This is a genomic window from Scandinavium tedordense (assembly GCF_024764965.1).
Classification (GTDB): domain Bacteria; phylum Pseudomonadota; class Gammaproteobacteria; order Enterobacterales; family Enterobacteriaceae; genus Scandinavium; species Scandinavium tedordense.
In genome coordinates this window covers 119,405-142,508 of sequence record NZ_JALIGG010000054.1, presented here as the reverse complement: position 1 = coordinate 142,508, position 23,104 = coordinate 119,405, and the positions used below count along the sequence as shown (strand labels likewise).

General features: G+C 55.3%; 16 protein-coding genes and 1 pseudogene. 8 read left to right on the top strand and 9 right to left on the bottom strand.

All coding sequences use genetic code 11. The features are described from left to right. Positions 1-6: 6 nt before the first annotated feature. Both MUU46_RS09625 and MUU46_RS09620 read right to left on the bottom strand, forming a co-directional pair. Complete coding sequence (locus MUU46_RS09625; protein ID WP_159761973.1) at positions 7-438, bottom strand: tripartite tricarboxylate transporter TctB family protein; 432 nt, start codon at positions 436-438, stop codon at positions 7-9. A gap of 13 nt (positions 439-451) precedes the next feature. Next, positions 452-1,432 (bottom strand): Bug family tripartite tricarboxylate transporter substrate binding protein, encoded by a 981-nt coding sequence (locus MUU46_RS09620; RefSeq protein ID WP_159761972.1) that lies wholly within the window; start codon positions 1,430-1,432, stop codon positions 452-454. A gap of 150 nt (positions 1,433-1,582) precedes the next feature. On the opposite strand from MUU46_RS09620, the gene tctD reads away from it, so the two are divergent. The 4 genes from tctD to MUU46_RS09600 all read left to right on the top strand — a co-directional run bounded on the left by tctD (position 1,583) and on the right by MUU46_RS09600 (position 5,633). After that, entirely contained in the window at positions 1,583-2,257 is a 675-nt protein-coding gene (tctD, locus tag MUU46_RS09615) for a transcriptional regulator TctD (RefSeq protein ID WP_159752765.1), read from the top strand. After that, on the top strand, positions 2,244-3,653 hold the full coding sequence (locus MUU46_RS09610) for a sensor histidine kinase (RefSeq protein WP_258965411.1): 1,410 nt from the start codon (positions 2,244-2,246) through the stop codon (positions 3,651-3,653). The genes tctD and MUU46_RS09610 overlap by 14 nt, the downstream gene beginning before the upstream one ends. A gap of 146 nt (positions 3,654-3,799) precedes the next feature. Then, the gene (locus MUU46_RS09605; RefSeq protein ID WP_159752769.1) at positions 3,800-4,342 is read left to right on the top strand and encodes a YfaZ family outer membrane protein; all 543 of its coding nucleotides are present in this window, start codon (positions 3,800-3,802) and stop codon (positions 4,340-4,342) included. Between the two features lie 88 nt (positions 4,343-4,430). Then, positions 4,431-5,633 (top strand): nicotinamide mononucleotide deamidase-related protein YfaY, encoded by a 1,203-nt coding sequence (locus tag MUU46_RS09600; protein WP_258965410.1) that lies wholly within the window; start codon positions 4,431-4,433, stop codon positions 5,631-5,633. 36 nt (positions 5,634-5,669) lie between these two features. Here the strand turns inward: MUU46_RS09600 and glpC are convergent, their stop codons facing one another. Genes glpC through glpA form a run of 3 tightly spaced genes read right to left on the bottom strand, consistent with a single transcriptional unit; the run spans position 5,670 to position 9,722 of the window. Continuing rightward, positions 5,670-6,860 carry an anaerobic glycerol-3-phosphate dehydrogenase subunit GlpC gene (glpC, locus tag MUU46_RS09595; protein WP_258965409.1) on the bottom strand — a complete coding sequence of 397 codons (1,191 nt, stop codon included), beginning with the start codon at positions 6,858-6,860 and terminating at the stop codon, positions 5,670-5,672. Then, positions 6,857-8,104 carry a glycerol-3-phosphate dehydrogenase subunit GlpB gene (glpB, locus tag MUU46_RS09590; protein ID WP_258965408.1) on the bottom strand — a complete coding sequence of 416 codons (1,248 nt, stop codon included), beginning with the start codon at positions 8,102-8,104 and terminating at the stop codon, positions 6,857-6,859. Before glpB ends, glpC begins: the two co-directional genes overlap by 4 nt. Further along, positions 8,094-9,722, bottom strand: coding sequence for an anaerobic glycerol-3-phosphate dehydrogenase subunit A (gene glpA, locus MUU46_RS09585; protein WP_258965407.1), 1,629 nt, complete (start codon positions 9,720-9,722; stop codon positions 8,094-8,096). The genes glpB and glpA overlap by 11 nt, the downstream gene beginning before the upstream one ends. 260 nt (positions 9,723-9,982) lie before the next feature. Between glpA and glpT the strand changes: the two genes are divergently transcribed. Together glpT and glpQ are read left to right on the top strand one after the other, a co-directional pair. Then, complete coding sequence (glpT, locus tag MUU46_RS09580) at positions 9,983-11,332, top strand: glycerol-3-phosphate transporter (protein WP_159752779.1); 1,350 nt, start codon at positions 9,983-9,985, stop codon at positions 11,330-11,332. 14 nt (positions 11,333-11,346) lie between these two features. Beyond that, positions 11,347-12,414: pseudogene (glpQ, locus tag MUU46_RS09575) on the top strand (glycerophosphodiester phosphodiesterase). 34 nt (positions 12,415-12,448) lie between these two features. Here glpQ and yfaE read toward each other — a convergent pair. The 4 genes from yfaE to ubiG form a co-directional block, all read right to left on the bottom strand. Further along, positions 12,449-12,703 carry a class I ribonucleotide reductase maintenance protein YfaE gene (gene yfaE / locus MUU46_RS09570; protein ID WP_110509310.1) on the bottom strand — a complete coding sequence of 85 codons (255 nt, stop codon included), beginning with the start codon at positions 12,701-12,703 and terminating at the stop codon, positions 12,449-12,451. Next, a complete protein-coding gene (nrdB, locus tag MUU46_RS09565) occupies positions 12,703-13,833 on the bottom strand; it encodes a class Ia ribonucleoside-diphosphate reductase subunit beta (protein WP_159752781.1) in 1,131 nt (376 codons plus the stop codon). The genes yfaE and nrdB overlap by 1 nt, the downstream gene beginning before the upstream one ends. Positions 13,834-13,931: 98 nt before the next feature. Continuing rightward, positions 13,932-16,217 carry a class 1a ribonucleoside-diphosphate reductase subunit alpha gene (nrdA, locus tag MUU46_RS09560; RefSeq protein WP_258965406.1) on the bottom strand — a complete coding sequence of 762 codons (2,286 nt, stop codon included), beginning with the start codon at positions 16,215-16,217 and terminating at the stop codon, positions 13,932-13,934. Between the two features lie 348 nt (positions 16,218-16,565). Next, positions 16,566-17,291 (bottom strand): bifunctional 2-polyprenyl-6-hydroxyphenol methylase/3-demethylubiquinol 3-O-methyltransferase UbiG, encoded by a 726-nt coding sequence (gene ubiG / locus MUU46_RS09555; RefSeq protein ID WP_258965405.1) that lies wholly within the window; start codon positions 17,289-17,291, stop codon positions 16,566-16,568. Positions 17,292-17,447: 156 nt separating this feature from the next. On the opposite strand from ubiG, the gene gyrA reads away from it, so the two are divergent. Both gyrA and rcsC read left to right on the top strand, forming a co-directional pair. Next, entirely contained in the window at positions 17,448-20,114 is a 2,667-nt protein-coding gene (gyrA, locus tag MUU46_RS09550) for a DNA topoisomerase (ATP-hydrolyzing) subunit A (RefSeq protein ID WP_159752787.1), read from the top strand. A 129-nt stretch (positions 20,115-20,243) separates the two neighbouring features. Beyond that, positions 20,244-23,090, top strand: a complete 2,847-nt coding sequence (rcsC, locus tag MUU46_RS09545) for a two-component system sensor histidine kinase RcsC (protein ID WP_159752789.1) — start codon at positions 20,244-20,246, stop codon at positions 23,088-23,090. Positions 23,091-23,104 lie beyond the last annotated feature (14 nt).

Here is a 23,104-nt window from a genome sequence, read left to right as displayed (position 1 = left end):
ACTCCGTCAGTTTAACCAGGCGCCGAGCGGCAGGGTGACATCCAGCAGCCGGTCAAAGGCGAACCACAGCGTAACGCCGAGCACCACGCCAGAGATGGCCGCCGCGGGCAGCGTCGCGCCAAAGAGCATGCCGATAATCGCCGTCAGAATGGCGGTTGCCAGCGGGAAGCCCAGCGATTCAAAGCCCCAGGCGTACATCAGCAGCACAATCACCATCACCAGCAGGCGCTGAAGGACCTGGCGGTGCGGCCACTCCACCACATCAGAACGGCGTAGCAGCATCGACACCGAACACAGCAGCATCAGCCCGATAATGCCCAGCGGGAACGGACGCGGGCCAACCGGTTCATAGCTGTATTCGCTGTGAAGCTGCCAGGCGACCATCAGCCCGCCAAGGCAGAGCAGAAGCCAGATCCCGGCAAAAATACGATCGCTCATATGTGCCCCCGGTTTATTTCGCCAGACCAAAAGATTTGGCCTGCTCGCGGTATTCCGTGACCTGCTGCTTCACGTAGCTGTCGAGCGCTTTGCCGTTCAGGTTGAATTCAAAAAGCCCGCGTAATTCGCGCTGCTTTTTGAATTCTTCGGTCTGCTGCATTTTTGCAAAGGTATCGACCCACCAGTTGTACTCGGCGTCGCTGACTTTCGGCCCGACGTAGAAACCACGAATAATCGGCCAGACCAGGTCATAACCCTGTTCTTTGGCCGTCGGCACGCCAGCTAACTGGCCCGGCAGACGGTTTTCTGAGAACACTGCCAGCACGCGGATTTTATCGCCCTGCAGATACGGCACCATTTCACTCAGGTCACCGGACACCGCCTGCACGTGGTTGCCCATCAGCGCGGTGACCGGTTCACCGCCGCCCTCAAAGGCCACATAACGCATCTTGTGCGGATCGACGTTGGCTTTCTGCGCCAGCTTCGCGGCCTTCATCCAGTCCTGGCTACCAATCGACGCGCCAGCGCCAATCACCACCTGATTCGGATCTTTTTCCATTGCCGTCAGCAGGTCTTTCAGCGTTTTCCACGGCGCATCTTTACGCACTGCGATCATTCCGTAATCGGTACCAACGCTCGCCAGCCAGCGCACGTCATCGACGTTATAGCGGCCGAACTTCCCTTGTGAAAGGTTAAGCAGCGAGCCGCCGGAGAAGGCCACCACGGTACCCGGTTCGCCAGGGCGCTGTGCGACGATGGCGTTATAAGCCACCGCGCCCACACCGCCAGGCATATAGGTCACGCGCATCGGTTTTTCGATGGCGTTGGTTTCCTGCAAACTGACCTGAATCAGTTTGCAGGTGAGATCAAAACCGCCGCCGGGCTTGGCCGGAGCGATACATTCAGTACGTCCTGGGGCTTCCACGGCCAGAGCATGTGCGCTGCCGAGAAGCAGGGCAGTAGTAACAAAGGTACGAAGGATCTGCGTTTTCATTTTTTATCCTCACGCCGGGTAAACCGGATTAGTGGGTACAGGTTTTTTTCTGATTATGTGAACCGTCGTGTAGCGGTCCCGTTGCGTGATTGTTAAAACAGTAACCTTTCATTTCCCTTTCAATGCGCCACTTACTTTACAGGATGTGATATGCGTCTCTTATTGGCGGAAGATAACCGTGAGCTGGCTCACTGGCTGGAGAAGGCTCTGGTGCAGGGCGGTTTTGCCGTAGACACCGTTTGCGATGGCAAAGCTGCCGATCATCTCCTGCAAAGTGAAAAATACGCGCTGGCGGTGCTGGATATCGGTATGCCCGGTTTAGATGGGCTGGAAGTGGTGCAACGCCTACGCAAACGCGGGCAAACCTTGCCGGTGCTGCTGCTGACCGCACGTAGCGCTGTAGCGGAGCGGGTGATTGGCCTCAATGCCGGGGCCGATGACTATCTGCCCAAGCCATTTGAGCTGGAAGAGCTCGACGCCCGACTGCGCGCTCTGCTGCGCCGCAGCGAAGGGCAGGTGCAGGAGACGCAGCAGCTGGGTGACCTGACGTTTCATGACGACGGTTATTTCCTGCTGCACGGACAAACGCTGGCGCTCACGCCCCGGGAGCATGCTCTGCTGACGGTGCTGATGTATCGCCGCCAGCGTCCTGTTTCGCGCCAGCAGCTGTTCGAACAGGTGTTCAGCCTGAGCGACGACGTCAGCCCGGAAAGCATCGAACTCTATATTCATCGATTGCGTAAAAAACTTCAGGACAGCAATGTGCGCATCGTGACGCTACGCGGGCTCGGCTACCTGCTGGAGCGCAGCGATGACGTGGCGTAAACCGCAGTCGCTTTTTGCTCAACTGCTCTTGTTTCTCGGTTTGCCGCTGCTGTTGCTGTGGGGGCTGTCGGCGTTTAACAGTTACGTCAGCGCGCTACAGGCGGCGACGCAGGCCTATGACCGCACGCTGCTTTCCTCGGCGCGAACTATCTCCGAACGTCTCGCAGTAAACGCGGGCAAACTGGTGGTCAACGTACCGTGGGTGGTGCTCGACAGCTTCGAGCTGAACATGAATGACCGCCTGTATTACAAAGTGGTGGACCCGGTTGGAAAGGTGATTTCTGGCTATGACGATTTGCCCGTCATGCCGCCGTCGACCTCCCGTACTACGCTGTATCCGGCACTGGCGTGGTTTTATCATACCCAGTATCGCGGGCAGCCGATCCGCGTGGCGCGCTTGCTTCAGCCGGTGAACGAAGGCGGCGTGATGGGCATGGCGGAAATCTATGTTGCAGAAACGCTGCAATCCCGGCGCTATCTGGCACGCCAGCTGCTTCTTTCCTCGCTCGCCACGCAAGGGATGTTGGTTCTGCTGACGCTGGTGCTGGCGGGCTGGTTGTTGCGCCGGGTGCTGCGCCCGATGCGTCAGCTTTCGTCGATCATGGTGCGTCGCGACCCGGGTTTGCTCACGCCGCTGCCAGAGCTGCTGCCATGGTCTGAAACGCGGCTGCTGATTATCGCCTTCAACCGCTACATCGACCGCCTCCGTGGCCTGATTTCCCGGCAGCAGCGCTTCAGCGCCGACGCATCTCATCAGCTTAAAACGCCGCTGGCTATCCTCAAAACGCAGATCTCTGTGGCACTGGCCAGCCCGCAGCCGAAGGCGTGGCGTGAAAGTTTACAGGCGATGAGTGTCACGCTGGACAACACCATTTCGCTCACCGAACGCCTGTTACAGCTTTCTGCCGTGAAGGGCAAAGAGCAGGGCACCCGACAGTTTGACATCGTCGATTTGCACGACATTGTGCAGCAAAGCTGTTTTTCCCGACTGGCACAGGCCCGCAGCAGGCAAATCGACCTCGGCTACGAGGGCGAGCAAACGGCGATGCCGGTGCAGGGCGATGCCATTCTGCTCGGTGAGCTGTGCGCTAACCTGCTGGACAACGCGCTGAAATATACGCCAGTTTCTGGCACGGTGACCGTCAGTCTGACCCGCGACGGCGATAGCATTATTCTGGAAATTGAGGACAGCGGTCCAGGCATTGACGATGCGCTGCAAAGTCTGGCGCTGCAACCTTTCCAGAGGCTGGATAACGTCGGCGACGCAGCCGGGGCAGGGCTCGGACTGGCGCTGGTCAATGATATCGCCCGTCTGCACCGCGCGGTGCCCGTCCTCTCCCGGAGTCCGCGTTTAGGCGGACTTTGTGTCAAAGTACGTCTGCTCCAGGCTAAATAATCAGTCGTCGTGACGGTTTCAGGTAGTAACTGGTTACAATCGGCTGGTCATTCCTCTTTTTAGGACATTGATTCCTGAGCATTCAGCAGTACAATTCTGCCGTTTTGGGTATTTTTATTAATTTGTGTTTGCTGGAACGTTAAAAAATGAAAAAAAGTATTTTGTTAGGTCTGTCCGGACTGCTGTTTGTTTCCGCTGCTGCCAACGCGATTAGCGTGAGTGGCCAGGCGGGTGAACACTACACCAATCTGGGCGTCGGCTTTGGAACGGAGTCTACGGGTCTTGCGCTGAGCGGTAACTGGACCCACAGCGATAACGACGGCGATGCCGCCAATATCGGCGTGGGTCTGAATATTCCGCTGGGTCCGTTCATTGCGACCGTCGGTGGTAAAGGTATTTACACTAACCCGAACGACGGCGACGAAGGTTATGCCGCAGCGGTCGGCGGCGGCCTGCAGTGGAAAATCGGCGACAGCTTCCGTCTGTTTGGCGAGTACTACTATTCTCCGGACTCGCTTTCCAGCGGTATCGAGAGCTACCAGGAAGCGAACGCAGGTGGTCGCTGGACTATCATGCGTCCAATCAGCATCGAAGCGGGTTACCGTTACCTGAACCTGGCGGGCAAAGATGGCAATCGTGATAACACTATCGCAGATGGCCCGTACGTCGGCGTAAGCGCAGCGTTTTAATCCTCCGGCGCGGCATTCTGTCGCGCCTGTTTTCCCTTTCCCTCTCGCCTCCGCTATAGTGAATCGTCCTCTTGTTAAGGAGAAAACGATGATAAACGTGGAGATGCTGTCCACTGGCGATGAAGTGCTGCATGGTCAAATTATTGATACTAATGCGGCGTGGCTTGCCGACTACTTATTTACCCAGGGAATGCCGTTAACCCGGCGCAACACCGTGGGCGATAGCCTCGAAGCGCTGGTGTCCGTGCTGCGTGAACGCAGTCAGCATGCAGATATTCTGATCGTTAACGGCGGCCTCGGCCCAACCAGTGACGATCTCAGCGCGCTGGCCGCCGCCACGGCAAAAGGTGAAGGGCTGGTGCTGCACGAAGAATGGCTCGCAGAGATGGAGAAATTTTTCAGCGACCGCGGGCGCATCATGGCCCCGAGCAATCGTAAACAGGCGGAAATTCCTGCCAGCGCCGAGCTTATCGATAATCCGGTCGGCACCGCCTGCGGATTCGCGGTACAGCTCAATCGCTGCCTGATGTTCTTCACGCCGGGCGTGCCGTCCGAATTTAAAGTGATGGTTGCCGACCAGATTGTGCCGCGGCTGCGCGAGCGCTTTACGCTGCCGGAACCGCCGCTCTGCTTGCGTCTGACGACGTTCGGGCGTTCCGAAAGCGATCTGGCCCAGAGTCTGGACCACTTGACGCTGCCGCCGGGCGTGACTATGGGCTATCGCTCATCGATGCCAATCATTGAGCTGAAGCTGACGGGGCCGGCCTCGGAGCGAGACGCAATGCTGAAGCTGTGGCCGGAAGTGCAAAAGGTGGCGGGCGAAAGTCTGATTTTTGAAGGCACCGAAGGGCTGGCGGCACAAATCGCGCACACTCTGCAAGACAGCAAGCTGAGTATTACGCTCAGCGAGCAGTTCACTTCCGGACTTATCGCGTTACAGCTTGGGCGAGAATCCGCGCCGTTGCTGGCAAGTGAAGTGGTGCCGTGCCAAGAAGAAACCCTGGCTCAGACCGCGCACTGGACCGCAGAACGCCGCGTGAACCATTTTGCCGGACTGGCGCTGGCCGTTAGCGGCCTGGAACAGCATCACGTTAATTTTGCGCTTTCCACGCCAGAGGGCACGCACGCCCTGCAAGTAAAATTCAGTACTTCGCGTCACAGCGTGGCGGTGCGCCAGGAAGTGTGCGCGATGATGGCGTTGAACATTGTTCGTCGCTGGCTGAACGGCAAAGATATCGCCAGCGATCACGGCTGGGTCAACGTGGTGGATTCTTTATTCCTGCCAGCATAACATTTCAACGCGCGCCGGATTTTCCCGGCGCGGGAATCACAGTAGCGCCTGCGCCAGCAACGTAATCGGATGTTCACAACGTTTGCTTGTGGACATTTCGATTTGCCATTTACAGGTTTCACAATCGGTTATTACCAGGTCGGCACCGCTTTCTTCTATCTGGCGAAACAGTGGTGCGCCAATTGCCTGCGATGTGGTGTAGTTCTCCGATTTAAAGCCGTAGGTTCCGGCGATGCCGCAGCACTGTGAGTCCAGCACAATCACTTCCAGTTCCGGGATTTTCCGCAGTAATTCGAGGGTATAAATCGCCCAGCCCATTTTTTCCATATGGCACGGCGTGTGATACACCACTTTGAGTGGTAACGATTTAAGCGGCAGCGTTTTCCCGGCCTCCAGTTGTTTCCACAGCCAGCGGGTAGCGAGTTCGATGTTATCGCGCACGTCGTGATTATCGATATCCAGCAGATGTGGATATTCATCGCGCAGTGTGAAGGTGCATGTCGAAGAGGTGGCGATCGCCGGAAGCTGTTTGTCCACCACTGCTTTACGCAGCGAGGCGGTGTTCACCCGTGCCTGTTTACGCGCCTTGTCGATAAAACCGTTGGCAATCAGTGGCACGCCACAGCATTTCTCTTTTTCCAGCAGTTGCACGCCGACGCCTATTGCATTCAGCACACGGATTAAATCTTTGCCGAGCTGCGGATGGTTGTAATTGACATAGCAGCCGTGGAAAAAGGCCACCTGCTCGTGGTACTGCGCCTGTTGTTTTGCTACCTGTCGATATCCGCGACGGAAGGTACCCATGCCGTATTTCGGCAGCGTGCGGCGATGGTCTATTTTCAGGGCGACGTCCAGCAGCTGACGCACTGGTTTCAGGCTGGTAGTGGCATTGACCAGCGGTGCAAACGGCGTGGAAAGCGTGCCCATCAAATCAGTGTGGCTGAGGATAGTATCCCGCAGCGTTGGTTTTTGCTGGCTGAATTGCGCCCGCGCGCGCTGGATAATATCGCCAATTCGCACGTCTGACGGGCAGGCCACTTCACAGCGTTTGCAGTTAATGCAGTATTTCAGCGCCTCGTCATACAGCGCGCCGTCTTTCAGACGCAGGCGCTCGCCGTCCGGTCCGGCCTGTTTCGGGCCTGGGTAACGCGGGTTAACACGACTCACCGGGCACGCCGTGGTGCAGACGGTGCATTTGATACAGCTTTCAAAACGGCTATCGCTCATGGGCGGCCTCCGGCGAGTTCGCCAATCTGACGCGCGGCGTGCAAGGCGGTGATGGCGCTCACGCCGCCCGCGCAACCTTGCGAAATACCATCAAAACCGCCAAGCACGCCACCAATGGCAAACAGATTGTTGAAGCGTTGTCCGTTGCGCTGCGGGCGCAGCGTGGCATCGACCTGCACGCCAAAGCGCTGCCACGGCTGTGGTTCAAAGAAATCGCCGTGGGTCCAGCTTTCGCGCGGTGAAGATTGCATCACATCCAGTCCGAGCACCGGTTCGATAACGCCGTCGCGGCTGGCAATCAAGCCGTTGCTGAAAAAACTGCCGCTGGCGAGAACGGCAAAGCGGGTCCGGAACGGCACGTCGCCGTGGTTACGGGTGGTGATGGCAGAGATATTTTGGCCGTCTTGAATCACATCGGTGACGACATCACCCGCCAGCCACATGCCGCCGTTTTTGATGAACTGGCGCTGCAATGCGGTATGCAGCCGGATGCCCGGCACCGATGGCGGCAGCGTTGGTAGCAGTGAAAGTGGACAAGGAAGCGTTTCATTTAGCCAGCGCCAGAGGCCATCGTCATTCAAACCAAAACAGGCAGGCAGTAAAAGTCTGTCGCTCACCTGCGCGTGGGGCAGCAGCGCATCGTGCAGGCTGCGCCACTGGGCGTCATCGTCCAGCAGTCGTGCCAGATTCACCGAGCGAAATTCAGAGGCGTTATCACGTAATACGTCGAGCTGCGGGAGATCAATTTCACACACGCGGTTCTCAACGCCCATTTTCTCAAGCGAGGCCGCCACCAGATGCGGCTGAAAATCGAGGAAACCACTGATCCCCACGACGGTGATGCGTTCATCATGGCGTGGGGCCAGTGTGATATCCGGTGGTGTAAGCCACGCCTGTCTTAGCGTGCCAATCGGAGTGACGCGCTGATGCGGTTGGTCGACGCAGCCTTGCATGGCAATGCTGCAATCGCGCAGCAGCGCTTCGGTCTGTTGCGCATAGTCGAGCACCTGCGTGGTGCCAATCAGGCTGTAAGGATGATCCGGTGCACTCAGGCCCAGCACATCCAGCGCTTCTTGTGGCGTACTGGTTGCACAATGCTCCAGTAAATCCATCGAGCCGGACGAGAAATGTAGCCCGCTCTGGCCGCGGCTAATAATGGCGCAGCGTAGCCCTTGTCGGGTGAGCGACAATCCGCAGAGCAAACCCGCCAGCCCGCCGCCGATTATGACGGTATCAACGTTCATCTTGATGCTCCTTTTCCAGACCGCACAGCCCTTGCCAGACCCAACGGGTAAATTCGCTTTCACGTAATGCATCGCCCCAGGCGATGGGCTGCACGCCGCGCCAGCGCTCGTTTAAAAATTCAGAAAGTTGAGTCAGCGACTGCGCAGGCGTGGTGACCTGATAGCGGTGCAATAGCGCGGCGGCGCGGCAGGCGCACAGTTCGCCCTGACAGGTGCCCATGCCCACGCGGGTGCGGCGGCGTAAATCGAGCAAGTTTTTCACGCCAAGATTTTCCACCGCGTACTGCACCTCCCCGGCGGTGACCGATTCGCACTCACACACCAGGCTGCGTTTCAGGCGGGAATCTCCAATCCATGCGGGGGTGCGGTCGCCATGGCGATATACCGCTGAACCGCGTAGGGGGGCGGGCAGCGAGACAATTTTATGCAGCGTTTTCTCGGGTGGCTCCTGCGAGCCGGGCAGCGGTGTTTCAGCCGTGGTGCAGGGGGCGTTGTGATTCAGCTTGCGGCAGATAGCATCGGTGGCCATTTCGGCCATCAGACGGTAGGTCATCAGTTTGCCACCGGTGATGGTGATAAACCCTTCCAGCCCGTCACGCACGGCGTGATCGAGCAACACAATACCGCGACTGACGTTCCGCCCACTCGGATCATTGTCACTGGCGACCAGCGGACGCACGCCGCAGTAAGCGCGCAGAATGCGGGTGGTGGCTATGGACGGGGCCAGCTTTACGCCCTCGCGCAGCAGTATATCCACTTCCGCTGCCGTGACCCGGTTGTAGTCGATGTCGCGATAATCAATGTGCGTGGAGGTGGTGCCAATCAGGGAAATGGTGTCGCCGGGCACCAGAATGTCGGCGTCTGCGGGTTTGCGGCAGCGATTAATGACGTGTTGGTTGATACGGTTTTCGAAGATGAGCAATGAGCCTTTGGCCGGAAACATGCGCACGCTTAAATCGGCATATTCGGCAATACGCTGGCCCCAGATGCCGCCCGCGTTGACCACGACCTGGGCATGTAAGTTTTCACTGGCGTGACGCGTGCGGTCCCATATTGTCACGCCGCTTACGCGCTCGCCCTGACGAATCAGGCGGGTGACCTTGCATCCGGTACGAATGATTGCCCCGTGTTCGCGTGCATCGAGCATATTTGCCGCGGTCAGCCGGAAAGGATCGACGGTGCCATCGGGAACGTTGACCGCGCCAATAAGGTTCGGATTCACCGCAGGCTCCAGCGCGATAGCCTGAGCTGGTGTTAACGGTCGGGTGGGAATATTTGCCGCGAGGCAGGCTTCAATAAACTGATGCTGATAATCGAGGGAGTCTTCCGGCAGGGTGATGAACAGTCCCTCCGTGGCCTCGATACAGTGGCGTGCAATCCGTTTCAGAATCGCGTTTTCCGCGATGCATTCCTGCGCGGATTCCGCATCCGTCACCGCGTATCGCGCGCCGCTGTGCAGCAGGCCGTGATTGCGCCCGGTGGCGCCGGTGGCGATATCATCCCGTTCGACCAGGATAACCTTAAGTCCGCGCAGGCTGCAGTCCCGGGCGATCCCGGCCCCGGTGGCCCCGCCGCCGATGATAATGACGTCGGCTTCGCTGGAGGTAGAGACACTCATGCTGATCCCTCAATGTTCGCTTTCTTCCATTTAGCCACATTAAAAATGCGGTTTGTTTGATATCGAGCATGTTCGAGCACAAAACGAAAATGAAACGTGATTTCGCGCTCAATATGGAATTTTTGTCATAATTCTGTAACATTCTGTGCAGCATTTCACAGTACCTGGATAACACTTTACCTACCATCCAGCGCACATACTCACGGCGTACAGGTCACATCGGTAACGTCCGTCTGATAACGATGGCCACGGAGGCTACTATGCTCAGTATTTTCAAACCTGCCGCGCACACTGCAAGAGTGCCGGATGCGCAGATTGATTCGGACTATCGCCGTCTTCGCTGGCAAATTTTCCTCGGGATCTTCTTCGGTTACGCCGCTTACTATCTGGTGCGTAAGAACTTTGCTTTAGCCATGCCGTATCTGATCGAACAGGGATTCTCTCGGGGGGATTTGGGGTTAGCGCTGTCGGGGATTTCGATTGCCTACGGCTTCTCAAAATTCATTATGGGATCGGTCTCTGACCGCTCGAATCCGCGCATTTTCTTACCGGCTGGTCTGATCCTTGCGGCAATGGTGATGCTGTTCATGGGCTTTGTCCCGTGGGCGACATCGAGTATTGCAGTCATGTTCGTGCTGTTGTTCATTTGCGGCTGGTTCCAGGGGATGGGCTGGCCGCCGTGCGGGCGTACCATGGTTCACTGGTGGTCAAAGAAGGAGCGCGGCAGCATTGTATCGGTGTGGAACTGTGCGCATAACGTTGGGGGTGGACTGCCGCCGCTGCTGTTCCTGCTGGGGATGGCGTGGTTTAACGACTGGCGTGCGGCGCTCTATATGCCTGCGTTTGGTGCCATTCTGGTGGCGTTGATTGCGTTCGCTCTGATGCGTGATACCCCGCAGTCCTGTGGTCTGCCGCCTGTCGAAGAGTACAAAAACGATTACCCGGATGATTACAGCGAGAAGTATGAAGAAGAGCTGACGGCGAAGCAGATTTTTATGCAGTACGTGTTACCGAACAAACTGCTGTGGTACATCGCTATCGCCAACGTGTTCGTTTATTTGCTGCGTTACGGGATTCTCGACTGGTCGCCGACCTACCTGAAAGAAGTGAAGCATTTCGCCCTGGATAAATCCTCCTGGGCGTACTTCCTGTATGAGTATGCGGGGATCCCGGGCACGCTGCTGTGCGGCTGGATGTCGGACAAAGTGTTCCGTGGTAATCGCGGGGCGACCGGCGTGTTCTTTATGATTCTGGTCACCATTGCAACCGTCGTTTACTGGCTCAACCCGCCGGGTAATCCGGGAGTCGATATGACCTGTATGATTGTCATCGGCTTCCTGATTTACGGTCCGGTGATGTTAATTGGTCTGCATGCGCTTGAGCTGGCGCCGAAGAAAGCGGCGGGTACGGCGGCGGGCTTTACCGGGCTGTTTGGCTATCTCGGTGGTTCCGTCGCGGCCAGCGCCATTGTGGGTTATACCGTCGATTTCTTCGGCTGGGATGGCGGCTTTATGGTGATGATTGGCGGCAGCGTGCTGGCGGTGATTTTACTGCTGGTGGTGATGGTCGGTGAGAAGCGTCACCACGCCGAACTGCTGGCTCGTCGTTAATGAGGATCATGATGATGAAAATAACCTTTACTCGTATCGCAACAGGATTGCTGTTGGCAGGTTTATTTGCCGGACAGGCGCTGGCGACTGACAAAATTGTCATTGCCCACCGGGGAGCAAGCGGCTATTTACCAGAGCATACTCTGCCAGCAAAAGCGATGGCCTACGCACAAGGGGCTGATTATCTTGAGCAAGATTTGGTGATGACGAAGGATGACCGCCTGGTGGTTCTGCACGATCATTATCTTGACCGGGTGACGGATGTAGCTTAGCGCTTCCCGGATCGTGTCCGCAAAGATGGACGTTATTACGCCATTGATTTCACGCTGGACGAAATTCGATCGCTTAAATTTACCGAAGGTTTCGAGCTGGAAAACGGTAAAAAAGTGCAGGTCTATCCGGGCCGATTCCCGATGGGAAAATCAGATTTCCGCATTCATACTTTTGAAGAGGAGATTGAATTTGTCCAGGGGCTCAACCATTCTACCGGGAAAAATATCGGTATTTACCCGGAAATCAAAGCGCCGTGGTTCCATCATCAGGAAGGGAAGGATATTGCAGCGAAGACACTGGAAGTCCTGAAAAAATACGGTTACACCAGCAAAAGCGACAAGGTATACCTGCAATGTTTTGATGCCGCAGAGCTGAAGCGCATCAGAAATGAGCTGGAACCGAAAATGGGAATGGACGTGAATCTGGTGCAGTTGATTGCGTATACCGACTGGAATGAAACCCAGGTGAAGCAGCCGAACGGTAAATGGATCAACTATAGCTATGACTGGATGTTCAAACCCGGCGCCATGAAGCAGATAGCGCAATATGCCGATGGGATAGGGCCTGATTACCATATGCTGGTGGCGGAAGGGTCTGGCAAGGGAAACATCAGGTTGACGGCGATGGTACAAGAGGCGCATGCCAGCAAATTGCAGGTGCATCCGTATACGGTGCGTGCCGATCAGTTGCCGGATTACGCCAGCAATGTGAATCAGCTGTACGACATGCTGTATAACCAGGCGGGGGTAGACGGATTGTTTACCGATTTCCCGGATAAGGCCGTCCAGTTTCTGAAAGAAAAATCGTAAAACGAAAAGGGGTCGCATTGCGACCCCTTTACAATTACATCTCGATTTCGATATCGCCTTTGGCTTTACAACAACACGGCAAAATCTCTCCGTGCTGGATAAACGCCAGCGGCTCGGTCAGCCAGTCAACCTGGCCGGAAACCAGACGGCAGCGACAGGAGCCGCAATAGCCTTCTCGACATTGAAACTCGACCGCCACGTTGTGCGACTCTAGCGCCACCAGTAACGAAGGGTGTTCTTCCTGGCACAACAGCTGTGTGCCAGTCAGACGAAGGGTCACGCGGCTCATCAGAGCTGGAAGTTGCTCAGGTCATCGGCATCCACGTTGGAGTCGATTTGACCAACCAGATAAGAACTGACTTCCACTTCCTGCGGCGCAACCTGGACGTTATCGGACACCAACCAGGTGTTGATCCACGGGATCGGATTGGAGCGGGTCTTGAACGGCATATCGAGCCCAACGGCTTGCATACGAATGTTGGTGATGTATTCGATGTACTGCCACAGGATATCTTTATTCAGACCAATCATAGAGCCGTCACGGAACAGGTATTCCGCCCACTCTTTTTCCTGCTGTGCGGCCAGCACGAACAGGTCATAACACTCTTGTTTGCACTCTTCGGCAATCACCGCCATTTCCGGGTCGTCCTGGCCTGAACGCAGCAGGTTCAGCATGTGCTGGGTACCGGTCAGGTGCAGAGCTTCATCACGGGCAATCAGACGGATGATTTTGGCGTTGCCTTCCATCAGCTTACGTTCTGCGAAGGCGAAAGAGCAGGCGAAGCTGACGTAGAAGCGGATCGCTTCCAGCGCGTTAACGCTCATCAGACACAGGTACAGTTTTTTCTTCAGCTCATGCAGGCTAACGGTTACGGTTTTGCCGTTCACGTTGTGGGTGCCTTCGCCCAGCAGATGCCAGTAACTGGTCAGCTCAATCAGGGAGTCGTAGTAGTGGGAAATCCCTTCGGCGCGTTTCTGAATCTGCTCGTTGGTGACGATATCATCGAACACGGTCGCCGGATCGTTGACGATGTTACGGATGATATGGGTGTATGAACGCGAGTGGATGGTTTCAGAGAACGCCCACGTTTCGACCCAGGTTTCCAGCTCAGGAATAGAGATCAGCGGCAGCAGTGCCACGTTCGGGCTACGGCCCTGAATGGAATCCAGCAGCGTCTGGTACTTCAGGTTGCTGATGAAAATGTGCTTTTCATGGTCTGGCAGCGCCTGGTAGTCAATGCGATCGCGCGATACGTCCACTTCTTCCGGACGCCAGAAGAAGGAGAGTTGCTTTTCAATCAGCTTTTCGAAGATGTCATATTTTTGCTGATCGTAGCGTGCCACGTTGACCGGCTGGCCGAAGAACATGGGCTCCAGCAGCTGGTTATTTTTCGTCTGTGAAAAGGTGGTATAAGCCATGAATGAGTCCTGTTAAGATTTTATTGCCCGGCAGTGCGTTGCTAGCCGGGCCGTCAAAATCGTAGGCCGGGTAAACGAAGCGCTACCCGGCAAATAGCTTAGATTTTACATGCGCCGCTTTCGCAGCCATCGTCCTGGATGGACGGTGCCATATCGTCCTGGGCATCTTCTGCGCCATCACGGGTGTTGTGATAGTACAGGGTTTTCACGCCAAATTTATAGGCATTGAGCAGGTCTTTGAGCAGTTGCTGCATCGGCACTTTACCAGACGGGAAACGCGTCGGGTCATAGTTGGTGTTTGCCGAAATCGACTGGTCGATAAACTTCTGCATGATACCAACCAGTTGCAGATAACCGTCGTTGTTTGGCATTTCCCACAGCAGCTCGTAGCCGTTCTGCAGCTTTTCGTAATCCGGAACAACCTGGCGCAGGATCCCGTCTTTCGACGCTTTGATGCTGACGTGGCCGCGCGGCGGCTCGATGCCGTTGGTCGCGTTCGAGATTTGCGAAGAGGTCTCAGACGGCATCAGGGCAGACAGCGTGGAGTTACGCAGACCGTGGGTTTTGATCGACTCGCGCAGACCATCCCAGTCGTAGTGCAGCGGCTCGTTAACGATAGCATCCAGGTCTTTCTTGTAGGTATCGATCGGCAGAACGCCTTTCGCGTAGGTGGTTTCGTTGAACCATGGGCACGCGCCTTGCTCTTTCGCCAGTTCGTTGGATGCTTTCAGCAGGTAATACTGGATGGCTTCAAACGTTCTGTGGGTCAGGTTGTTGCCGCTGCCGTCGGAGTAGCGTTTACCGTGTTTCGCCAGGTAGTAAGCGAAGTTGATAACGCCAATGCCGAGAGTACGACGGCCCATTGCGCCACGTTTTGCCGCCAGAATTGGGTAGTCCTGATAATCGAGCAGGGCATCCAGCGCACGAACTGCCAGGATTGCCAGCTCTTCCAGATCGTCCAGGCTGTCAATCGCGCCAAGGTTGAATGCAGACAGCGTACACAGGGCAATTTCACCGTTTTCGTCGTTTACATCGTCCAGCGGTTTGGTTGGCAGGGCGATTTCCAGGCACAGGTTAGACTGACGCACCGGGGCGATGACCGGATCGAACGGGCTGTGGGTGTTGCAGTGGTCAACGTTCTGGATGTAGATACGGCCAGTAGAGGCACGTTCCTGCATAACAAGAGAGAACAGTTCAACCGCTTTGATGCGCTGCTTACGGATGCTGGTGTCTTTTTCGTATTTCACATACAGGCGCTCAAACTCGTCCTGATTGGCGAAGAACGCGTCGTACAGGCCTGGGACGTCTGACGGGCTGAACAGGGTGATGTCTTCACCTCTCAGCAGACGGGTATACATCAGTTTGTTGATCTGTACGCCGTAGTCCATGTGACGCACGCGGTTGGCTTCAGTACCACGGTTGTTTTTCAGCACCAGCAGGCTTTCAACTTCGAGATGCCACATTGGGTAGAACAGTGTCGCTGCACCACCACGTACGCCGCCCTGAGAGCAGGACTTCACTGCGGTCTGGAAGTGCTTGTAGAACGGGATACAACCGGTGTGGAACGCTTCACCGCCACGAATTGGGCTGCCCAGCGCACGGATGCGACCGGCATTGATACCAATCCCTGCGCGCTGAGAAACATATTTCACGATCGCGCTGGAGGTGGCGTTGATGGAGTCGAGGCTGTCGCCGCACTCGATCAGCACGCAAGAGCTGAACTGACGCGTTGGGGTACGCACGCCGGACATGATTGGCGTCGGCAGTGAAATCTTGAAGGTGGAGACGGCGTCATAAAAACGCTTCACGTAGTCCAGACGCGTTTCACGCGGATAGTTAGAAAACAGACACGCGGCGACCAGAATGTAGAGGAACTGGGCGCTTTCATAGATTTCACCCGTTACGCGGTTCTGAACCAGGTATTTCCCTTCCAGCTGTTTCACTGCGGCATAAGAGAAGTTCATGTCGCGCCAGTGGTCGATAAAACCGTCCATCTGCTTGAACTCTTCTTCCGTGTAGTCTTCCAGCAGATGACTGTCGTATTTACCCAGCTCAACCATGTTGACGACGTGGGTGTACAGCGCAGGCGGTTCAAACTGACCGTACGCTTTCTTACGCAGATGGAAGATCGCCAGGCGCGCGGCCAGGTATTGGTAATCAGGGGCATCACGGGAAATCAGATCCGCTGCGGCCTTGATGATGGTCTCATGGATGTCGGCGGTTTTGATGCCGTCATAGAACTGGATGTGAGAGCGCAGTTCAACCTGAGAAATGGAAACGTTGTTCAGCCCTTCGGCCGCCCAGTCCAGCACGCGATGAATTTTATCGAGATTGATCTGCTCAGTCTCGCCATCACGCTTTGTCACCATCAGACGCTGATTCATGTGCTTTTTTACCTGTCCGTGAAATGGAAAAATATCCCCCGCTTATCCACAAAATGCCGTTGTGGCTAACTCTGTGGATAAATACTATATGTAGGGGTTTTGCGATAAGATAAACGCTATATGGTGAGTATTCTAGTAAGGATTCATTTGAGTACAAGGGTTGATTTTGAGGTTAATTTAAGGTTGCAGAAGGGTAGCGGAGGCTAAGTCCACGGATTGTAAGGCCTGGCGAGATTGTCAATATTCGAAGAAAAAAAATAGAAATTTGATCGAGTGCTGATTTCTTCAACGAGAAGGCGAATTGCGCAACAGAACGCTGCGCAAACTTTATAAGAATAAGCTATGACGTTAGTCGTTTTTTGCCGTTGTGTGCAACATGTAATTAACATCAACACCCGGCGCGAGCTTAAAGTGATTGGTGACCGGATTGTAGTGCAGGCCGATAATGTGACGTTCCTGCAGACAAGTTTTGTCGACCCAGCCCAGCAGCTCGGCTGGCTTGATGAACTTCTTCACGTCATGCGTGCCTTTTGGCACCATGTTTAAGACATATTCCGCACCCACGACGGCCATCAGCCACGCTTTGCCGTTGCGGTTGATGGTGGAGAAAAAGACCTGACCGCCGGGCTTCACTAGTTTCGCACAGGCATTTACTACGGACTGCGGGTCCGGTACGTGTTCGAGCATTTCCATGCAGGTCACGACGTCGTACTGCTGCGCGTATTTCGCCGCGTGGTCTTCCACGGTTTCCTGAACATAATCCACCTGAATGCCAGTTTCCAACGCATGCAAACGCGCGACCTGTAATGGTTCAAAACCCATATCCAGCCCGGTAACGGTGGCACCTTCACGCGCCATGCTTTCGGCAAGGATCCCGCCGCCGCAGCCGACATCCAGCACTTTCTTGCCAAACAACCCACCTGAACGGTTGCTGATGTAGCCCAGACGCAGCGGATTAATCCGGTGCAGTGGTTTAAATTCCCCTTCCAGGTCCCACCAGCGTGAGGCGACGGCTTCGAATTTCGCAATTTCGTCGTGATCGACGTTAACCACCGGCTGTTTTTCGGCATTCATGGGTACATTGACTCCTTTTCTTATCAGGTCTGTGAGTATATCAGCACCCCGGCGCGAATAAAGCGCTGTGCTGGTACATAGGTTTACCTCAATCACGACGGCTGTGTTATAATTTGCGACCTTTGAATCCGGGAACAGTAGAGGGATAGCGGTTAGATGAGCGACCTTGCGAGAGAAATTACACCGGTCAACATTGAGGAAGAGCTTAAGCGCTCATATCTGGATTACGCGATGTCCGTTATTGTCGGCCGCGCACTGCCAGATGTCCGAGATGGACTCAAGCCGGTACACCGTCGCGTACTTTACGCCATGAATGTATTGGGCAACGACTGGAATAAAGCCTACAAAAAATCTGCCCGCGTCGTGGGTGACGTCATCGGTAAATACCACCCTCATGGTGATACCGCCGTTTACGACACCATCGTCCGTATGGCGCAACCATTCTCCCTGCGTTACATGCTGGTCGACGGCCAAGGTAACTTCGGTTCAGTAGACGGCGACTCCGCCGCAGCGATGCGTTATACGGAAATCCGTATGTCGAAAATCGCCCATGAACTGATGGCCGACCTGGAAAAAGACACCGTTGATTTCGTCGATAACTACGACGGTACCGAACGTATTCCAGACGTTATGCCAACCAAGATCCCGAACCTGTTAGTTAACGGTTCGTCCGGTATCGCGGTGGGTATGGCAACGAACATTCCGCCACATAACATTACCGAAGTCATTAACGGCTGCCTGGCTTACATTGACGATGAAGACATCACCGTCGAAGGGCTGATGGAACACATCCCAGGGCCTGACTTCCCGACTGCAGCTATCATCAATGGCCGTCGTGGCATTGAAGAAGCCTATCGTACCGGTCGCGGTAAAATCTATATTCGCGCCCGTGCGGAAGTCGAAGCTGACGCCAAAACTGGCCGTGAAACCATCATCGTGCACGAAATTCCTTATCAGGTGAACAAAGCTCGCCTGATCGAGAAAATCGCCGAGCTGGTGAAAGACAAACGCGTTGAAGGTATCAGTGCGCTGCGTGACGAGTCTGATAAAGACGGTATGCGCATCGTGATTGAAATCAAACGTGACGCGGTGGGTGAAGTGGTTCTGAACAACCTCTACTCCCAGACTCAGCTGCAGACCTCTTTCGGTATCAACATGGTTGCTCTGCACCATGGCCAGCCGAAGATCATGAACCTGAAAGACATCCTTTCCGCGTTCGTGCGTCACCGCCGTGAAGTCGTTACCCGTCGTACCATCTTCGAATTGCGTAAAGCACGCGATCGTGCGCACATCCTTGAAGCACTGGCTATCGCGCTGGCAAACATCGACCCGATCATCGAAATGATCCGTCGTGCGCCAACGCCTGCTGAAGCGAAAGCTGCGCTGATTGCACAGTCATGGGAACTGGGCAACGTTTCAGCGATGCTGGAGCGTGCGGGTGATGATGCTGCGCGTCCGGAGTGGCTGGAGCCACAGTTCGGGATCCACGATGGTAAGTATTTCCTGACCGAACAGCAGGCTCAGGCGATTCTTGATCTGCGACTGCAGAAACTGACCGGCCTTGAGCATGAAAAACTGCTCGACGAATACAAAGAGTTGCTGGAACAGATTGCGGAGCTGTTGCGCATTCTGGGTAGCGCTGACCGTCTGATGGAAGTGATTCGTGAAGAGCTTGAACTCGCTCGCGAGCAGTTCGGCGACCAGCGTCGTACCGAAATCACGGCCAACACCGCAGACATCAACATCGAAGACCTGATCAACCAGGAAGACGTTGTTGTGACGCTGTCTCATCAGGGTTACGTGAAGTACCAGCCGCTGACCGATTACGAAGCTCAGCGTCGCGGTGGCAAAGGTAAATCAGCCGCGCGTATTAAAGAAGAAGACTTTATCGACCGCCTGCTGGTCGCCAACACCCATGACACCATTCTGCTGTTCTCCAGCCGTGGTCGTCTGTACTGGATGAAGGTTTATCAGCTGCCAGAAGCGAGCCGTGGCGCGCGTGGACGTCCAATCGTCAACCTGCTGCCGCTGGAAGCGAACGAACGTATCACCGCCATTCTGCCGGTGCGTGAATACGAAGAAGGCATTAACGTCTTCATGGCTACCGCTAGCGGTACCGTCAAGAAAACGGCGCTGACTGAGTTCAGCCGTCCGCGTTCTGCCGGTATCATTGCGGTGAACCTGAAAGAAGACGATGAGCTGATTGGCGTTGACCTGACCAACGGTAACGATGAAGCGATGCTGTTCTCTGCCGCCGGTAAAGTCGTGCGCTTTAAAGAGGGTGCAGTGCGTGCCATGGGCCGAACGGCGACAGGTGTTCGCGGTATCAAACTGGCCGGTGAAGACAAAGTCGTGTCGCTGATTATCCCACGCGGTGAAGGGGCGGTTCTGACCGTGACCCAGAACGGCTACGGCAAGCGTACTTCTGAAACCGAATATCCAACTAAGTCTCGCGGCACGCAGGGCGTTATCTCGATCAAAGTGACCGAGCGTAATGGTTCTGTAGTTGGCGCAGTGCAGGTTGTGGATAGCGACCAGATAATGATGATAACCGATGCCGGTACGCTGGTGCGTACACGCGTTTCGGAAGTCAGCGTGGTTGGCCGTAACACCCAGGGCGTTATCCTCATCCGCACCGCGGAAGATGAAAACGTAGTGGGCCTGCAGCGCGTAGCTGAACCGGTTGACGAAGAAGAACTCGACGCTATCGACGGCAGCGTTGCTGAAGGTGATGATGAAATCGCACCGGAAGCAGAATCAGATGATGAAGTGTCTGACGACGACGTGTCTGATGACGACGTAGCCGATGACGCAGATGAGTAATTGTCTAAAATAATCGCCTGAAGTCAGTGAAAAGGGCCAGTGAAAACTGGCCCTTTTTCTTTGAACGTTGCGAGGGTAGAGATTTACCGCTACCTTAATCCCATCTTTTTGCATGTACACGGCCAAACGTTGAAATACCTCGTCTCTTTTCGCACGACTCTGAAAGTCTCCCGCTATCTTTTCCGGGCACTGGCGCTGTTGCTCTGGCTGCTGATTGCCTTTGTCTCGGCGTTTTACATTGTGAATGCGCTGCACTCCAAAGAGGCGGAAATACGTCAGGAATTTAACCTCAGCTACGATCAGGCCCAGCGCTACATTCAGCGCACGTCAGATGTGATGAAAGAGCTGAAGTACATTGCGGAAAATCGACTGAGTGTGGAAAACGGCGTGATGTCCTCACGCACAACGAAAGACGATACCGAAGTCCCCGAATTTGAGCCACTGTTCCAGGATTCCGACTGTGGTGCACTGAGCAACAGTTGGCGCGGCTCGCTTGAGTCGTTGGCGTGGTTTATGCGCTACTGGCGCGACAATTTCTCTGCGGCTTACGATCTCAACCGCGTGTTCCTGATTGGCAGCGACAATCTCTGTATGGCGAACTTTGGCCTGCGCGATATGCCGATGGAACATGAGCAGGCGCTGAAAATCCTGCATGAGCGGATCATGAAATATCGCAATGCACCGCAGGATGAGCGCGGCAATAATCTGTTCTGGATTAGCCAGGGCCCGCGTCCAGGCGTGGGCTACTTCTATGCGCTGACGCCGGTGTATCTCGCCAACCGCCTACAGGCGCTGCTCGGCATTGAACAAACCATCCGCATGGAAAACTTCTTCACGCCGGGCAGTATGCCAATGGGCGTGACCATTCTGGATGAAAGCGGCCAGCCGTTGATTTCCCTTACCGGCGGCGAAAGCAAACTGAAAATCGACCCGCACTGGATGCAGGAGCGTGCCTGGTTTGGCTATACATCGGGCTTCCGCGAGCTGGTGCTGAAGAAAAGCCTGCCGCCGTCCTCGCTGAGCATTGTCTACTCGGTACCGGTGGATTTGGTTCTCGAGCGGATAAGAATGCTTATCCTCAATGCCGTGCTGCTGAATATTCTGACTGGCGCGGCGCTGTTTACCCTGGCGCGAATGTACGAACGCCGGATTTTCCTGCCTGCCGAAGCCGATGCGCAGCGCCTGGAGGAGCACGAACAGTTCAATCGTAAAATTGTGGCGTCTGCCCCGGTTGGGATCTGTATTTTACGCACCCAGGACGGGACTAACATTCTGAGTAACGAGCTGGCGCATAATTATCTGAATATGTTGACCCACGAAGACCGACAGCGGTTGACGCAGATTATCTGCGGCCAACAGGTTAACTTTGTTGATGTGCTCACCAGCAACAATACCAATCTGCAAATCAGCTTTGTCCATTCGCGCTATCGCAATGAAAACGTGGCGATTTGCGTCCTGGTGGACGTGTCGTCGCGTGTGAAGATGGAAGAGTCATTGCAGGAAATGGCGCAGGCTGCCGAGCAGGCGAGCCAGTCGAAATCGATGTTCCTTGCCACCGTCAGCCACGAGTTGCGCACCCCGCTGTATGGCATAATCGGTAACCTCGACCTGCTGCAAACTAAAGAGCTGCCAAAGGGCGTCGACCGACTGGTCACGGCGATGAATAACTCCTCCAGTCTGCTGCTGAAAATCATCAGCGACATTCTCGATTTCTCGAAGATTGAGTCCGAGCAGCTGAAAATCGAACCGCGCGAGTTTTCGCCGCGTGAGGTGATGAGTCACATCACCGCCAACTATCTGCCGCTGGTGGTGCGTAAACAACTTGGGCTGTACTGCTTCGTTGAACCGGATGTGCCACAGCAGCTGGCGGGTGACCCAATGCGTTTGCAGCAGGTGATTTCCAACCTGCTGAGCAATGCGATTAAGTTCACTGACGTCGGCTGCATTATTCTGCATCTGCGCCGCGATGAGGACTATCTCAGCATTAGCGTGCGTGATACCGGCGTGGGTATTCCGGCGAAAGAAGTCGTCCGGCTGTTTGACCCGTTCTTCCAGGTCGGCACCGGTGTGCAGCGTAATTTCCAGGGAACCGGGCTGGGGCTGGCGATTTGTGAGAAGCTCATCAACATGATGGACGGCGACATTTCGGTGGATACCGAGCCGGGCATGGGCAGCCAGTTCACCATTCGTATTCCGCTGTATGGTGCGCAAAATCTGAAGCCTGCCGCCATTGATGGCCTGTCTGGCAAGCGCTGCTGGCTGGCGGTGCGTAATGCGTCGCTGTCGCAGTTTGTCGAATCCCTGCTGTCGCGCCACGGCGTGGAAGTGATGCGCTATGAGGGCCAGACGCCGCAGGCTGACGATATGCTGATTTCCGACGACGAGATGGCTCAGTCGTGGGCCGGGCGCGGGGCGATTATATTCTGCCGTCGCCATATCGGTATTCCGCTGGAACGTGCGCCGGGCGAGTGGATCCACAGCGTGGCATCGCCACATGAACTGTTGGCGCTGCTGGGCCGAATTTACAGTATTGAAGTCGAAACCGCTGAAAATGGCGGAGCGCTGGCTTCGGCGGAAAACACCGCTGATGCCAACGATGACATGATGATTCTGGTTGTCGACGATCATCCGATCAACCGTCGCCTGCTGGCCGATCAGCTCGGATCGCTTGGCTATCAGTGTAAAACCGCCAATGACGGTGTAGATGCGCTGAACGTGCTCAGCAAAAACCATATTGATATCGTGCTCAGCGATGTCAACATGCCAAATATGGACGGTTATCGTCTCACGCAGCGAATCCGTCAGTTGGGGCTTACGCTACCCGTTGTTGGAGTTACTGCGAATGCACTCGCAGAAGAGAAGCAGCGTTGCCTGGAGTCGGGAATGGATAGCTGTTTGTCGAAACCGGTGACACTGGATGTGCTGAAGCAGACGGTTGGGGTGTATGCGATGCGGGTCAGAAAAACAAGGGAGTAGGGAGTAGATTCCCC